The 14,990-nt window shown below is 67.3% G+C and carries 16 protein-coding genes; 11 read left to right on the top strand and 5 right to left on the bottom strand.

All coding sequences use genetic code 11. From position 1 onward, the window contains the following. The first annotated feature begins 11 nt into the window (after positions 1-11). On the top strand, positions 12-593 hold the full coding sequence (locus FSZ31_RS01350) for a thiamine phosphate synthase (protein ID WP_236643611.1): 582 nt from the start codon (positions 12-14) through the stop codon (positions 591-593). 18 nt (positions 594-611) lie between these two features. On the opposite strand, the gene FSZ31_RS01345 is transcribed toward FSZ31_RS01350, so the two are convergent. After that, entirely contained in the window at positions 612-1,319 is a 708-nt protein-coding gene (locus tag FSZ31_RS01345; protein ID WP_236643610.1) for a hypothetical protein, read from the bottom strand. Between the two features lie 250 nt (positions 1,320-1,569). Between FSZ31_RS01345 and FSZ31_RS01340 the strand changes: the two genes are divergently transcribed. The 9 genes from FSZ31_RS01340 to FSZ31_RS01300 all read left to right on the top strand — a co-directional run bounded on the left by FSZ31_RS01340 (position 1,570) and on the right by FSZ31_RS01300 (position 11,900). Then, positions 1,570-2,016: a DUF3576 domain-containing protein gene (locus FSZ31_RS01340; protein WP_147121267.1), complete on the top strand. Its 447-nt coding sequence runs from the start codon at positions 1,570-1,572 to the stop codon at positions 2,014-2,016. A 35-nt stretch (positions 2,017-2,051) separates the two neighbouring features. Then, positions 2,052-4,583 carry a leucine--tRNA ligase gene (leuS, locus tag FSZ31_RS01335; protein ID WP_147121266.1) on the top strand — a complete coding sequence of 844 codons (2,532 nt, stop codon included), beginning with the start codon at positions 2,052-2,054 and terminating at the stop codon, positions 4,581-4,583. Continuing rightward, positions 4,580-5,107 (top strand): LPS assembly lipoprotein LptE, encoded by a 528-nt coding sequence (lptE, locus tag FSZ31_RS01330; RefSeq protein ID WP_201739098.1) that lies wholly within the window; start codon positions 4,580-4,582, stop codon positions 5,105-5,107. The genes leuS and lptE overlap by 4 nt, the downstream gene beginning before the upstream one ends. Beyond that, positions 5,104-6,165 carry a DNA polymerase III subunit delta gene (gene holA / locus FSZ31_RS01325; RefSeq protein ID WP_147121265.1) on the top strand — a complete coding sequence of 354 codons (1,062 nt, stop codon included), beginning with the start codon at positions 5,104-5,106 and terminating at the stop codon, positions 6,163-6,165. The genes lptE and holA overlap by 4 nt, the downstream gene beginning before the upstream one ends. Before the next feature lie 126 nt (positions 6,166-6,291). Next, complete coding sequence (locus FSZ31_RS01320) at positions 6,292-7,374, top strand: type III polyketide synthase (protein ID WP_147121264.1); 1,083 nt, start codon at positions 6,292-6,294, stop codon at positions 7,372-7,374. Positions 7,375-7,378: 4 nt separating this feature from the next. Then, on the top strand, positions 7,379-8,092 hold the full coding sequence (locus tag FSZ31_RS01315; RefSeq protein WP_201739097.1) for a methyltransferase domain-containing protein: 714 nt from the start codon (positions 7,379-7,381) through the stop codon (positions 8,090-8,092). After that, positions 8,089-9,189 carry an NAD(P)/FAD-dependent oxidoreductase gene (locus tag FSZ31_RS01310; RefSeq protein WP_147121263.1) on the top strand — a complete coding sequence of 367 codons (1,101 nt, stop codon included), beginning with the start codon at positions 8,089-8,091 and terminating at the stop codon, positions 9,187-9,189. Before FSZ31_RS01315 ends, FSZ31_RS01310 begins: the two co-directional genes overlap by 4 nt. A gap of 40 nt (positions 9,190-9,229) precedes the next feature. Further along, the gene (msrB, locus tag FSZ31_RS01305) at positions 9,230-9,625 is read left to right on the top strand and encodes a peptide-methionine (R)-S-oxide reductase MsrB (RefSeq protein ID WP_147121262.1); all 396 of its coding nucleotides are present in this window, start codon (positions 9,230-9,232) and stop codon (positions 9,623-9,625) included. 112 nt (positions 9,626-9,737) lie between these two features. Then, entirely contained in the window at positions 9,738-11,900 is a 2,163-nt protein-coding gene (locus FSZ31_RS01300) for a transglycosylase domain-containing protein (protein WP_147121261.1), read from the top strand. 2 nt (positions 11,901-11,902) lie between these two features. Here the strand turns inward: FSZ31_RS01300 and FSZ31_RS01295 are convergent, their stop codons facing one another. From FSZ31_RS01295 to FSZ31_RS01285, 3 genes are read right to left on the bottom strand one after another with little or no spacing between them, the layout of a single operon-like run. Then, entirely contained in the window at positions 11,903-12,676 is a 774-nt protein-coding gene (locus FSZ31_RS01295; protein WP_147121260.1) for a M48 family metallopeptidase, read from the bottom strand. After that, the gene (locus tag FSZ31_RS01290) at positions 12,645-13,094 is read right to left on the bottom strand and encodes a YcgN family cysteine cluster protein (protein ID WP_147121259.1); all 450 of its coding nucleotides are present in this window, start codon (positions 13,092-13,094) and stop codon (positions 12,645-12,647) included. The genes FSZ31_RS01295 and FSZ31_RS01290 overlap by 32 nt, the downstream gene beginning before the upstream one ends. Beyond that, positions 13,091-13,732, bottom strand: coding sequence for an SCO family protein (locus tag FSZ31_RS01285; RefSeq protein WP_147121258.1), 642 nt, complete (start codon positions 13,730-13,732; stop codon positions 13,091-13,093). Before FSZ31_RS01285 ends, FSZ31_RS01290 begins: the two co-directional genes overlap by 4 nt. 39 nt (positions 13,733-13,771) lie before the next feature. On the opposite strand from FSZ31_RS01285, the gene FSZ31_RS01280 reads away from it, so the two are divergent. Further along, positions 13,772-14,407 (top strand): ankyrin repeat domain-containing protein, encoded by a 636-nt coding sequence (locus FSZ31_RS01280; RefSeq protein ID WP_147121257.1) that lies wholly within the window; start codon positions 13,772-13,774, stop codon positions 14,405-14,407. A gap of 18 nt (positions 14,408-14,425) precedes the next feature. On the opposite strand, the gene FSZ31_RS01275 is transcribed toward FSZ31_RS01280, so the two are convergent. Further along, positions 14,426-14,929, bottom strand: a complete 504-nt coding sequence (locus FSZ31_RS01275; RefSeq protein ID WP_147121256.1) for an MmcB family DNA repair protein — start codon at positions 14,927-14,929, stop codon at positions 14,426-14,428. Positions 14,930-14,990: the final 61 nt, after the last annotated feature.

Here is a 14,990-nt window from a genome sequence, read left to right as displayed (position 1 = left end):
TACGGATCGCCGTGACCGACCGCCACCCTTCGCGATTCGCCGCCGCCGACCGAACCGGCTGGCCGCAGATCTGGCTGTTCAGCGATGAACGGATGGCCGATTGCCTCGCCGCCGTGCGCGCCTTGCCGCCGCGATCGGGAATCGTCTTTCGCCATTACTCCACGCCTGCCCGCGCGCGTCACCGCCTGTTTCGCGCCGTGCTGCGCATTGCCCGCGCGCGGCGCCATGTCGTGTTGATCGCAGGAAAGCCGATTGCCGGAGCCGATGGCGCGCACGCTTCGGCGCGTCGCGGGCTTGGGCGCGGTCAGCCGCCGGTGTCGTTAGCCGTCCACAATCGCCGCGAGCTCGACCTTGCGAAACGGCTGGGCACGCCGATCATATTCATTTCGCCGGCTTTCGCCACGCGCAGTCACGCGGGCACCAAACCGATCGGGAGGGCGGGCTTTGCGCGATTGGCTGGCGGTTTCGGCGGCGAGTGCATCGCGCTCGGCGGGATGAACGCCGAGCGGTTTCGCGCCTTGCGCATTCACGGCGCACACGGCTGGGCGGCGATCGATGCGCTGAGTAAAAAACTGGAAGTGCGGGGGCGCTAGCTCGCGACCCTGGCGCGATCAGAACTTGAAGCGCGTTCCGACATAGACCGCCTGGCTGTCGCGACGATCGTCGGCCAGCGGGGTCAGGTGATCGTTCGCCTGCTTGTAGCGAACGCCCGCCGTCACCTTGAGGCGGCGGCTGAGGCTGTAGCCCGCGCCAACATCGACCGAGGCCGCATCGTCGGGGTTGAGCGTCCGTGCGCTGCTGACCGCCGCGCCGTCCTGCCCGAGCTTGAGCTCGGTGCTGAAACGCGATTTGCTCGTCGTCGTTTCAGGCGCACGCGCCTTGGGCAGCGTGGCAAGATCGAGGCCGGGTCCGGCATCGGGAATGGTGAACTTGGTATAGCCGACCGACTTGCCGAGATTGTACGCGACCGGTGCAATCGCCAGCGGCTTGTCGCGTTCGGTCGGCAAGATATTCTGCGCGGTCGTCGAGCCGAGCGAACGCGCGGGCGCGCGCACCACGACGGTAATCGCACGGCTGCCGTCGGCCGAGCGGGCAACGACCGGCGTGAAGCGGAAATTGCGCTTGGTCGCGTCCGAAACCCTGGCGTAGCGTTCGATCAGGCGCGGATCGCCCGTCGCCGGGGTGAACTGTCCGGCCATCTCCGCGACGTCCATCGTGCGGTCCGACAGCGACACGGCAGCGCTCAGCGCAGGCGACGCAAAAAGCGTCACAACCGCGCCGGTTGCCATCAATGCTGCAATGATCGCCTTGGATTTCACCGCTTTGCGACTCCACACCCACATGTTCGTTTTCAATAGCTAGCACATAGCTGGGGACGATGGCGAATCGAACAAGGCCTATTTGGCGAAAGATGCGATGGTGTTGCACAAGCCCCACAGTCCCTCCCCGGCGGCGACGCGATGCCGACGTGCTTGCTCCGCTTCGGCTTGGCGGTTAGACGTGCTGCCAACGCTTCCCTGCCCACCATGCCGCAGAGTTAACCCGCGCCGTATCGAAAGCCTTTCAGCCATGACCAGTTTCGCCCCCTCTTCTGTCAAAACCCTGATCGCCGCCGGCGCGATCGCGCTTGCCCTGGCGGGTTGCGCCTCGAAGGATCGCCCGCGGGCCGATCTCGCTGCAGCGCAGACGACGACGATCGGGGTCAACAGCTATCTGTGGCGCGCCAGCCTTGAAACGCTGTCGTTCATGCCGCTGACGCAGGCCGACAGCAACGGCGGCGTGATCGTCACCGACTGGTACGCCAATCCGGCCAACCCCGGCGAGCGCGTCAAGGTGACGGTCTCGATCCTCGACAGCGACCTGCGGGCCGACGCGCTACGCGTCGCGGCATCGCGCCAGGTTTCGCGCGGGACCGGCTGGGTCGACGCGCCGGTGGCCGCTGCGACGGTGCAGAAGCTTGAGGAAATCATCCTCACCAAGGCGCGTTCGCTGCGCCAAAGCGCCATCGCGGGCTGATCCGGCCCCCCCATGATCGCTAGACGGGGCGCACTATGACAGATCAGCGGTTCAACCCGCTCGCCGCCGATGCGCGCTGGCAAGCGCGCTGGGAGCAGGACGCGACCTTCGTCGCCGACGACGCGAGCGCCAAGCCCAAGTCCTATATCCTCGAGATGTTCCCCTATCCGTCGGGGCGCATCCATATCGGCCATGTCCGCAATTACACGATGGGCGACGTGCTGGCGCGCTACAAGCGGATGACCGGGCACGAAGTGCTCCACCCGATGGGCTGGGACGCGTTCGGCATGCCCGCCGAGAATGCGGCGATGGAAAAGGGCGTCCACCCCGGTGGCTGGACGCGCGACAATATCGCGACGATGCGCGCGCAATTGAAGAAACTGGGCTTTGCGATCGACTGGACGCGCGAACTGGCGACCTGCGAGTCCGACTATTACGGGCACGAGCAGGCGCTGTTCCTCGACCTGCTCGAAGCCGGCCTCGTCTATCGCAAGGAATCGGCGGTCAACTGGGATCCGGTCGACATGACCGTGCTCGCCAACGAACAGGTGATCGACGGCAAGGGCTGGCGATCGGGTGCGCCGGTCGAAAAACGCAAATTGAGCCAGTGGTTCCTCAAGATCACCGATTTCGCCGACGAGCTGCTCGACGGCCTTGGCGATCTCGACAAATGGCCCGACAAGGTCCGGCTGATGCAGGAGAACTGGATCGGCAAGAGCGAGGGGCTGACGTTCCGCTTCGCCGTCGCGGGGTCGTCCGGCACCGTCGAGGTCTTCTCGACACGGCCCGACACGATCTTCGGCGCCAGCTTCGTCGCGGTCGCCGCCGATCATCCGCTGGCGCAGCGGATCGCCGCCGACAATGCCGATGCCGCAGCGTTCGTCGCGCGGTGCAAACAGGGCGGAACGACCGCGGCCGAGGTCGAGACGCAGGAAAAGCTGGGCTTCGATACCGGGCTGAAGGCGATCCACCCGCTCGATGCCAATATCGCGCTGCCCATCTACATCGCCAATTTCGTGCTGATGGATTATGGATCGGGCGCGGTGATGGGCGTGCCGGCGCACGACCAGCGCGATCTCGATTTCGCGCGCAAATACGGTCTCGATGTGCGGCAGGTTGTCACGCCGGACGATAGTGCCGATGCGGTATTCGAAGGCGACACCGCGTTCACCGGCGAGGGCAGAATCGTCAATTCGGGCTTTCTCGACGGGATGGACGTCACGGCGGCCGGTGCCGCGGTGACCGCGCGGGCCACGTCAGAAAATTGGGGCGAAGCGACGACGACGTGGCGCCTGCGCGACTGGGGCGTGAGCCGTCAGCGGTATTGGGGTACCCCGATTCCGATCATCCACTGTGCCACATGCGGCCCCGTCGGCGTGCCCAAGGACCAGCTGCCCGTCGTCCTGCCCGAGGACGTCGATTTCAAGACGCCGGGCAATCCGCTCGACCGCCATCCGAGCTGGAGCCAGGTCGATTGCCCCAAATGCGGCGGCGCGGCGCGGCGCGAGACCGATACGCTCGACACGTTTGTCGACAGCAGCTGGTATTTCCTCCGCTTCGCCAGCCAGCCGAAGGACCGCCCGTTCGATCCCGAGATCGTCAGGCAATGGCTGCCGGTCGACCAGTATATCGGCGGCGTCGAACACGCGATCCTGCACCTGCTCTACGCCCGTTTCTGGACGCGCGCGCTGGCGCGGATCGGCATGATCGACGTCAAGGAACCGTTCGCCGGGCTGTTCACGCAGGGCATGGTGACGCACGAGACCTACAAGGCGGGCGACGGCAGCTGGCTGAGCCCGAATGAGGTCAAGCGCGACGGCGCCGACTGGACGCGTATTATCGACGGCACGCCGGTCACGCCGGGCCGCGTCGAGAAGATGTCGAAGTCGAAGAAGAACACGATCGATCCGCTGCCGATCGTCGACCAGTACGGCGCCGATGCGGTCCGCTGGTTCATGCTCAGCGATTCGCCGCCCGAGCGCGACCTGCCGTGGAGCGAGGCCGGGATCGAGGGCGCGTGGCGCTTCGTCCAGCGATTGTGGCGCCTGATCGGCAGTGTCGGCAAGGGCGGCGGCGAGACCGACAAGCCGCTCGCGCAAAAGCTCCACCGGACGATCGCAGGCGTCGGCGACGATATCTCCGCGCTGGCGTTCAACAAGGCGGTGGCCAAGCTCTACGAACTGGCCAATGCGATCGAGAAAGCCAAGCCGTCGGCGACACGCGACGACGCGATCGACGGTCTGGTGCGCCTGGTTGCGCCGATGGTGCCACATCTTGCCGAGGAAGCCTGGGCGCAAATGGGCCGCGCCAATAATGAAGATCGGGGCCTGATCGCCGACGCGGCGTGGCCGGTCGCCGATCCGGCGTTGCTGGTCGACGACGAAGCGACGATCGCAATCCAGGTGATGGGCAAATTGCGTGACACGATGACGCTGCCCAAGGGCATGGCCAAGGACGAGATCGAAGCCGCGGCGATGGCGCGCGAGAAGATCGTCGCCTATGTTGGCGACTCTGTCCCCAAGAAGGTGATCGTCGTGCCCGACCGCCTGGTCAATATCGTCCTGTGACGCGCCGCGGCGCGCCCTTGCTGCTGCCGCTGGTCCTGCTGAGCCTGGCGCTGGGCGGCTGCAGCCTGACGCCGCTCTATGCCGGCGGGACGCATGGCGCGGTCGCCCACGGGCTGGCCGACGTCAAGATTGCGCCGATCGAAGGGCGCGCGGGCTGGCTGGTGCACAATGCGCTGGCGCAGCGGCTCGACGCACTTAATGGCGGAACGTCGCAGCGCTATCGCCTGATCGTCACGCTCGACGACGACATCACCGGCTATGGCGTGCGGCGCGACAATGCGGTGACGCGCGAACGGCGGACCTTGCGCGCGCGCTACCAGCTGACCGACAGCACCAACGGCGAGGTCGTGCTCGACGCGACCGCCAGTTCGGATGCCGGGATCGACGTCGTGTCCTCGGAATATGCCACGATCGCCGCCGAAGACAGCGCGCTCGAACGGCTCGCCGAAATGATTGCCGACCAGATCGTCGCGCGGCTCGCCATCTATGCGCGCAACATGGACGCCGCGGCCAAGACACCGTGAAGGTCAAGCCGCCCGAAATGGCGCGCGCGCTCGCCCGCCCCGACGGCGCGATACGTTTCTACCTGCTGACCGGACCCGACGCCGCCGCCTCGATCGCGGGCGCACGCGCGCTCGGTGAGGCGATCAAGGCGCAGTCGAGCGAGCCGCCCGAGCGCATCGATATCCATTCGCCGAGCCTGAAATCCGATCCTGCGAGACTCGCCGACGAGGCTGCATCGATCGCGCTGTTCGGCGGGCCGCGCTATGTCGAACTGAACATCGCCGGAGCGGGCGACGATTGCGTCGCGGCGGTCACCGCACTGCTCGAAGCGCCGCAGGCGGGCAACCCCGTCGTCGCGATCGGCCCCGGGGTGTCGGCGCGATCGAAGCTGATGAAGCTTGCCGAAGGGTCGCGGCTGGCGATGGCGACGATCCATTATGCCCCCGAAGGCCGCGAGCTCGAAAAGGTTGCGCGCGATATCGCCGGCCCGCTCGGCCTGCGCTTCGAGGGCGATGTCGGACGGATGCTCGTCGACATGGTCGCGGGCGACCGGCTGGTGCTGGCGCAGGAGCTCGAAAAGCTCGCGCTCTATCTCGATGCCTCGCCCGCCGAACCCAGGACGTTGACGCCCGATGCGCTGATCGCTCTCGGCGCCGAAACGCACGAGGAGGACATTGCGCGCAGCATCGACGTCGCGCTCGGCGGCCGCGTCGCCGACCTCAGCGCGATGATCGAGAGCATCGATGCGACCGGGCTCAACGAGATCCGCCTGATTCGCGCGATGGGCAATCGCGCCCGGCTGCTCGCGCGGTTGCGCGCCGCGGTCGATGGCGGCCGTTCGCCGGGCGAGGTCGCGCGCGATCGCAGCGTCTTCTTCAAGGAGCAGGCGAGCGTCGCGCATCAGCTGGCGATCTGGGATACCGAGGCGACCGCGCGGATCGTCGAACGGCTGCAGGCAACCGAACGCGCAATCAAGGCGCGCGCGAGCCCGGGCGGCGTACTGATGCGCCAGCTGCTCGTCGCAATGGCGCACGAGGCGAACCGCCGTTCAGCGCGTGTCGGCATGTCGCGCCGGTGATCGCGGAACAGCCATCGCGCGGTCGCGTTGATAGAATTCGGGTGAACAACATCCGATTCCGCGCTTTGAGCGTATAGTGGCGGGACTCCCCAAAGCCGATCGACGGCGATTCGCCGGAAGGCCGCTATGACCCAATCCATTACCACCGCCGTCCATGGCATCGGCACGGCGGTTCCGAGCCACGAGGTGCACGGCGCGTTCATCGACTGGGCGAGCGCGCACGTCGCCGACGAGCGCGCCGACAAGATGTTCCTCCGGATGGCGGCGCGGTCGGGCATCGATCAGCGCTGGTCGGTTCTGCCGCACGGCGATGATGGCGGCTCGCCGGTGGCGCCCGGCGGGTTTTACGATCGCGATCCTCTCCCCGGCACCGCCGAGCGGATGGCGGCCTATGCCCGCTACGCGCCGCAGCTCGCGCTCGCCGCGATCGGCGACCTGGCGAGCCGCGTCGAGCTTGGCGGCATCACCCATCTCGTCGTCGCCAGTTGCACCGGCTTCGTCGCGCCGGGCATCGACCAGATCATCGCGCGCGAACTCGGCCTCGATGCCGACGTCGAGCGGACCTTCATCGGCTTCATGGGCTGCTATGCCGGGATTACCGCGCTGCGGACCGGGCGCCATATCGTTCGCTCCGAACCCGATGCTCGCGTCCTCGTCGTCGCGGTCGAGCTGTCGTCGCTTCACCTGACGCCGACCGACGAAATCGAACGGCTGCTCGCGATGCTCCAGTTCAGCGATGGCGCCGCGGCAGCGCTGCTCACCGCCGCCGACGCTGCGCCGGCCGACGCAATGCGGCTCGGCGATCCCGCCAGCCTTGCACTCGCCGGCGGCGAAGAGCTGATCCAGTGGCATATCGGCGATGCCGGATTTTCGATGGAGCTGTCGGGCGCAGTGCCGCGACGACTGCACGACGCGCTCGAGGATCCAGCGGTCCGCGTGCAGCTGATCGGCGACACGCCACCCGATCTTTACGCGATCCATCCCGGCGGGCGCTCGATCCTCGACGCGGTCGGGCGCGGCCTCGACCTGCCCGAGCACGCGCTCGACGACAGCCGCGCGGTGCTTGCCGCCTTTGGCAATATGAGCTCGGCCAGCGTCCTGTTCGTCCTTGCCCGGATGATCGCCGAGCGGCGCACCGGCTCCGGCATCGCGCTCGCTTTCGGCCCCGGCGTCGCGGTCGAGGGGCTGGCGTTCGACCTGCCCCGATGACGCGATGAACCCGTTCGCATCCCTGTCGCAACGTCACACGACCGAAGAGCAGATGGACGCCGCCGACCTGCCCGCGACGCGGTATGACAGGGTGCTGCGCGACCTCGCGCGGGTCAACGCGGTGACGATGGCGCCGCGCGCGACGCTGCGCTTTCTAGAAGCTGTACATGCACGCGATGCGCGCGCGACACCGTGGCGCATCCTCGACGTCGGCTATGGCCAGGGCGACATGCTGCGGCGGATCGCGCGCTGGGCGGGGCAACGCGGCCAGCGCGTCGAGCTGGTCGGGATCGACCTCAACACCAGGAGCGCGGCAAGCGCGCGCGCAGCAACGTCGCCGGAAATGGCGATCGACTGGCGCACCGGCGACTATCGCGACCTTGCCGGAGAGCGCTGGGATATCGTCCTGTCGAGCCTCGTCGCGCATCACATGTCCGATGCCGAGCGCGCCGATTTCCTGACGTTCATGGAAGGCGAGGCGGCGCTTGGCTGGATGGTCAACGACCTCCACCGCCACCGCCTGGCCTATCTCGGCTATCCGTGGCTGGCGCGGGCGATGGGCGTCGATCCGATTGTCCGTGCCGACGGTCAGCTGTCGATCGCGCGGAGTTTTCGGCGCGGCGAGTGGACGGCGATGCTGGCGCGCGCCGAGTTGGAAAACGCGGCCAAAATCGTCCGGCGATTTCCCTTTCGCCTCTGCGTAGAGCGGATCAGATGAGCGCCGATCCAGTCACTATCATCGGCGGCGGTCCGGCAGGTTCGGCCGCGGCGATTGGCCTCGCGCGCGCCGGGTCCGAGGTCCATCTGGTCGAACGCCAGCGCGCAATCGGCGATGCAATTTGCGGCGGGTTCCTCAGCTGGCGGACGCTGCAACAGCTCGAAGCCTTGGGGATCGATAGCGACGCGCTCGGCGGGCAGCGCGTTACGCGCCTCGCGCTGTTCGCGGGCGATCGCGTGGCGCATTCGCGCCTGCCGCATGCCGCGATGGGGGTGTCGCGCCACCGGCTCGATACGCTGATGCTCGACCGTGCCGCCGCATGCGGTGCGCGCATCCAGCTTGGCGTGAAGGTGCGCGGAATCGGCGATGATGGGCAGGTCGATTGCGGCGAGGCGGGAATGTTGCGCGCGAACGCGCTGATTCTTGCGAGCGGCAAGCACGAGCTGCCCGGCGCGCGGCGGACGATGCCCGAAGCGATCGCCGACGATCCCGTGCTCGGCCTGCGCGTCCGCGCCGACCCCTCGGCTGGCTTTGCCGCGCTGGTCGGCGACGGCATCGAGCTCCACCTGTTCGACCGCGGCTATGCCGGGATCGTGCGGCAGGAGGACGGTGGCGGCAATATCTGCATGGCGGTGCGCAAGTCGCTGCTGACCCAGGCCGGTGGCAGCCCCGCTGCGCTGCTCGCAATGCTCGGCGCCGCCAACCCGCAGCTTGGCGAACGGCTTGCGCACGTCGCCGATCTCAGCGCGACCGATGCGATCGCCGCGGTGCCCTATGGCTTTATCGCGCAGAGCACCGAGCCGGGCCGGCTTCGTGTCGGTGACCAGGCGGCGGTGATCCCGAGCCTGGCGGGCGAAGGGATCGGTATCGCACTCGCCTCGGCACGCGATGCGGTGGCCGCATTGCTGCGCGGCGGGGCCGGTGCGGCCAGCGACTATCAAGGCGACTTCGCGCGCCGTGCGGCATTGCCGATGCGTGTCGCGGGGGCGGCGTGGCGCGCCGCCGAGAGCCCCGGGCTGGCAAGGCTGGGCATCGGTGCGGCGCGATGGTTCCCCGCGCTGCCGCGACTGATTGCCCGTACAACGCGGATCGTTTGAGCACCTTGCATGACCGGCCCAAGCATCCCACATTCGCGTGATGGAAAAGATTCAAAAGACCGACGCCGAATGGCGTGCCGAACTCACCCCCGAGGAATATCACGTGTTGCGCGAGGCGGGCACCGAGCGCGCCTTTGCCGGCGCCTATACCGACGAGAAGACGCCCGGCGTCTATCGCTGCAAGGGCTGCGGCGCGGAGCTGTTCTCGAGCGAGACCAAATATGACAGCGGCTCGGGCTGGCCGAGCTTTACCAGCCCTGCCGCCGACGGCGTCGTCGTCGAGAATGTCGACGACAGCCACGGCATGCGCCGCGTCGAGGTGCGCTGCGCCGCATGCGACGGCCATCTCGGCCATGTCTTTCCCGACGGTCCGGGCGAAACCGGCATGCGCTATTGCATCAATTCGACCTCGCTCGACCTCGACGCCAAAGCCTGACAACGGGGCCTGACGCCTAGCCTCTTTCTTCGCGTGTTCAGCTATCGTAAACGCGTCGCGAGCCAACGCGCCGGTCGGGACCGGGCGCAATGATGCCGCCCAGGGGAACTGAATGGCCAAGCGCAAGGCGACCGGCGGTCGCCCAAAATCGAACCCCGCCAAGGGTGGACCGCTGACCTGGCGCGACTGGCTGCGGCGGATCGTCAAGGGTGGCCTCGCGCTCGCGCTGATCGGTACCGTGGCGCTCGCCACATGGGTCGCGATCGCGGCCAACCAGCTGCCCGACTACCAGGCGCTCAAGCAGTCGAAGAACGAACAGACGATCCGCATCCGCGCCAATGACGGCACGGTGATCGTTTCGATGGGGCCCAATTACGGCCAGTGGCTGTCGCTCGACGAGATCCCGCCGGTCATGTCCGACGCGATGGTCGCGGTCGAGGATCGCCGTTTCTACAGCCATTTCGGGATCGATCCCGTCGGCATGGCGCGCGCGGTCTATACCGCGTGGGAACGCCGCGGGACGGGCCGCCGTTGGCAGGGCGCATCGACCATCACGCAGCAGGTCGCGCGCAACCTGTTCCTGACCAACAGCTACTCGATCGGTCGCAAGATCAACGAGGCGGTGCTGTCGTTTGCGCTCGAATGGAAATTCTCCAAATCGCAGATCGTCGAACTGTATCTCAACAAGGTCTATTTCGGCGGCGGCAGCTATGGCGTCGATGCCGCATCGCGGCGCTTTTTCGGCCACTCGGCGCGCGAGCTGAGCCTTGAAGAGGCAGCGATCATCGCGGGCCTCGTCAAGGCGCCGTCGCGCTATTCGCCGACCGCCGATGCGCAGGCCGCGATCGACCGCGCCTCGGTCGTCCTCCAGGTGATGCAGGATGCCGGCGCGATCACCCCCGCACAGGCTGCCGCGGCGCAACCGACCAAGGTCAAACTGGCGCGCCAGTCGAACCAGAACAGCGCGCGCTATTTCACCGATTGGGCGCTGCCGCAGCTCGACATGCTGATCGACGAGACCAACGACCCGATCGACGTCTGGACCACGCTCGACCTGCCGATGCAGCAGGCGGCGACCAACGCGATTTCGAAGGATACGCCGAACGGACTGCAAGGCGCGCTGGTCAGCCTCGACCGCGACGGCGCGGTGCGTGCGATGGTCGGCGGACGCGATTACGTCACGTCGAACTACAACCGCGCGACGCAGGCGGTCCGCCAGCCGGGCTCGGCGTGGAAGATCTTCGTCTACATGACCGCGCTCGAATCGGGCTATCGTCCCGAGGACATGGTGGTCGACGAACCGGTCTCGATCAACGGCTGGTCGCCGAAGAATTCGAGCGGGCGGTTCAGCGGCAAGGTCTCGGTCCGTACCGCTTTCGCCTATTCGATCAACACCGTCGCCGCGCAGATCGGCAACGAGGTCGGCTATTCGTCGATCGCCAACATGGCGCGCCGGTTCGGCATATCGACGCCGATCAACACCCACCCGTCGATGGTGCTGGGATCGTCCGAAGTGCGCGTCATCGACATGGCGCGCGCGATCGCCGCGATCCAGCGCAAGGGTGTGTCGGTGACCCCCTATGCGATCACCAAGGTCACGACCGCCGACGGCGACGTCCTTTACCAGCACCGCGAGGCGGCGCCGACGCAGCTGGTCGACGACTGGGTCGCCGCCGGGATCACCGACCTGATGCAAACCGCGGTCAACACCGGCACCGGTCGCGCGGCGCAGATCGGCCGCCCGGTGGCAGGCAAGACCGGCACGACCAACAGCAACAAGGACGGCTGGTTCGTCGGCTTTTCGAGCGGCCTGAGCACCGCGGTATGGATGGGGCGCGACGACGCCAAGGCGGTCGGCGGGCTGCAGGGCGGACGCGCACCGGCGACCGCCTGGGCCGACTATATGCGGATCGCGGTCGCCAAGCGACCGGTCGAGAATTTCGACACCCAGGTCACGCTGCCCGACTGGGTCCTGTCGAACGAACAGGACCAGTATCTCGATGCGCCCGACAACGGCATGCTGGTCGATGAAAACGGCATGCCGATCGAAATACCGGCCCCCGCACAGCCGGGCGAACAGCCGTCTGCGGCCGACCAGCCGATCGACCAGCAATGGATCGATGAAATGACCGGACGCAAACGCCCCGGGGCACCGGCACCGCAACCCGCGCGCCCGGAAGCCCCGCGTGAGCAGCCCGGGCGGGCGCAACCGCCGAACCAGCCTCCGCTGCCCGCGCCCAACCAGGAACCGGTCGGCCAGCGCGGGATTTACTGAGCCTAGGCGAAGCGCAGGCGGCGCAGCTGCTGGCCATGCGCGCGTAGCCAGGCGCGCGCGGCAACGGGATCGCCTTCGAACAGCGCCGCGTGCAGTGCATGGAAGCGCGCGCTGTGGTCGAGATGACCGAGATGCGCAACCTCATGCGCGACGGTCGCGCGGCGCACCGTCTCGGGCGCCATGATCAACCGCCAATTGTAGCGGATCGTGCCGCGCGCCGAGCAGCTGCCCCAGCGCGAGCGCGGGTCGCCGATGCTGACGCTTTCACAGACCAGCCCGCCGCGGGTCGCATATTCGTGCGTTTCGCGCGTCATGATCGTGCGCGCCTGATCCTTGAGCCAGCGTTCGACCCGGCGCGCAATCGCCTCGCGCGGGCCGCCGAGCTGAAGCTCGTCGCCGACGCGGCGTGCGGCGCGCGGATAGGCCGGATCCCAGGCGATGACGATCTCGCCGCCGCAAAACGGTATTGCGCTACCATTATCGACGCTCTCGGGCGCACCGCCCTTGCCCGCCTGTTCGCGCGCCCAGCCGCGATGGCCGTCGGCCCAGGCGATCGCCTTGCGCTGGGCCATGCGTGGCGGAACGGTCAGGCGGAATTCGCCGCGCACCGGGTCGCAGGCTAGGCGCAGGCGGCGCGCGCGCGGGTGGACCACGAGCCGCAGCGGCCAGTCCGTGCCGCACGGGCCGGTGACATAGCAAGCGAGCGCCGCGTCGGTGGTGGCGGCGGCGTCAGATCGGCCCGAGTTAGATCGGAAAATCGACAAGGTGATTCTCATACGGGCCGGCATCGGCCTCTGCCACGGTCCAGCCGCGCACCGACTGGCCCGCGCGATGGACCGCCTCGCGGTCTCCGCTGATCAGGTAATGCCAGTCGAACAGCGGCTTGCCTCCGGCGCGCAGGCGATAGGCGCAGGTCAGCGGCAACCAGTCGATGTCCTCGACCTTGGCGAGGGTCAGCTGGAGACAGTCGGGAACGTGGCGCTTGCGGTGTGCATAATCGCTGCAGCGCGCGGTTTCGCGGTCGAGCAGGCGGCAGGCGATGTTGGTCGGATAGATCCGGCCACTATCCTCGTCCTCGGCCTTGTGCAGGCAACATTTGCCGCAGCCGTCGCACAGCGCTTCCCACTCGCCGGCGTCGAGGCTGGCGAGCGGGCGTTCCCAGAACGGCGCGGGCCGCGGTGCGTCGTCGGTCATCTCGCCGGGCGGACCCATTGCGCCAGCGTCGCGGCGATCGCTGCGGGGCTCGCCTCATCCTGGCTGGTCGAGGGATCGTCGAGCGGAAGCAGCGCGATCGGTTCGCCATTTGGCCCCATCAGATAGGCGATCTGGGTATGCGCCATCAGATAGGCGTCGGGCTGCGAGCCGGCGACCTTGTGATAGCTCGCAGCATAGGCCTTGGCGGCCGCCGCGACCTGTTCGTCGGTCCCGGTCAGGCCGATCAGGCGCGGCCCAAAGCTCCTCACGAAGGTCTTGAGCACGGGAGGCGTGTCGCGCGCCGGATCGACCGAGATGAAGACGGGCTGGACCAGCGCGGCGGCGGCCGGATCGGACTTTTCAAATGCGGCAAGGCCGCGCATCAGTTTCTGCAGATCAACCGGGCAGACATCGGGGCAATAGGTGTAGCCGAAATAGACGATGGCGTATTTGCCGTTGAGGTCGCGGTCGGTGAAGACGGCGCCGTCCTGGTCTACCAGGCTGAAGGGTCCGCCGATCGACGCGCCGGCGAGCGGCGGTTCGGCGGTGTTCGAGGGCGATGGCGAGCAGGCCGAAAGACTGGCCAAGGCCAAAGCGAGCGTGATAGAAGAGGCAATGTTCATGATGCTGTCAGCCATGCGCTGCCATGCGCGTGAAATCAACAATCGGTGCCAGATATGATGCGTTCCTTTCGGTCTTTTCACTATGCGGTCGCCCTGAGCCTTGGTCTTGCCGTGATCGGCCAGCCGCAAACGGTGATGGCGCAGGAAGCCCTGCCTTCGGTCCGCTTTCTCAAGGCGGTGACCGACCGTGACGGCACCGCAGTTATGACGCTGTTGGGCACTGCTTCAAACGGGCTGATCAACACGGCTGATCGCGACAGCGGCGAAACCGCGCTGCATATCGTCACGCAACGCGGCGATTCCGAATGGATCCGGTTCATGATTGGCAAGGGTGCAAACCCCGATGTTCTCGACAAAGCTGGACGTTCGCCGTTGATGATCGCGGTTTTCAACAGCGACAGCGAGACCGCGCAGCTGTTGCTCGATCTTGGCGCGAGCGCCAACTTCGCCAATTCGCGCGGCGAGACGGCGCTGATCCGTGCAGTCCAGTTGCGCAAGCCCGTTCTCGTCCGGATGCTTGTCGCACACGGCGCCGATCCCGATCGCGCCGATTATGTCGCCGGGCTGAGCGCGCGCGATTATGCGACGCGCGACGCACGTTCGGACGCGCTGCTCGATGCGCTGACGCCGCGCTCCGCGGAACCCGACGACGCGCTGCCCAACGGGCCGATCTTCAAGCCCGGCGGCTGATCCGCCCGGCGACCGGCGTCAACCGTCGGCGTACAGGTTGAGCATCTCGGGGTCGGCAGCGACCATCATCCGCCGCATCGCCAGCCGCACGATCCTCAGCAACTCGGCTTTGCGCCGCGCCGGGGCGAGCGCGTGGACCGCCGCCTCGCGGACGATCTCTGCACCGTAGCGATCGGCGATGATGAGGCCGCAGCGTTCGGGCTGGTGCGTATCGCGCGACAGCAACTCCGCATCGAGCGCGGGATCGAGCGCCCAGAAGAAGCGATCGCAATAGGCAAGATAGTCGGGCCATTTTGTGTCGCCGTGAAGATCGCCGCGCGCGACCTTGATCTCGACGATCGTCACCGCTCCCTTGGCGTCGATCGCCAGCATGTCGGCGCGCCGGCCGTTGGGCAGCGGGACTTCGCACAACACGGTCAGGCCGGCGGCATGAAACATCCGGGCGACGCCGCGCGCGACGTCGCTCGCGCACGGGTTGGCGAGCGACTCACGATCGGAGTTGGGAGGCGAAAGGCTGGCCATGCGGTTAACCTAGAACAAATCGGCAACACATGGCAACGCCCCGCCCTTTGAGGGCGAGGCG

Origin of the sequence: Flavisphingopyxis soli (genome assembly GCF_007995095.1) — a bacterium.
Lineage (GTDB): Bacteria > Pseudomonadota > Alphaproteobacteria > Sphingomonadales > Sphingomonadaceae > Flavisphingopyxis > Flavisphingopyxis soli.
The sequence above is the reverse complement of the archived record's forward strand: the minus strand, read 5'-3'. Positions and strand labels throughout refer to the sequence as shown.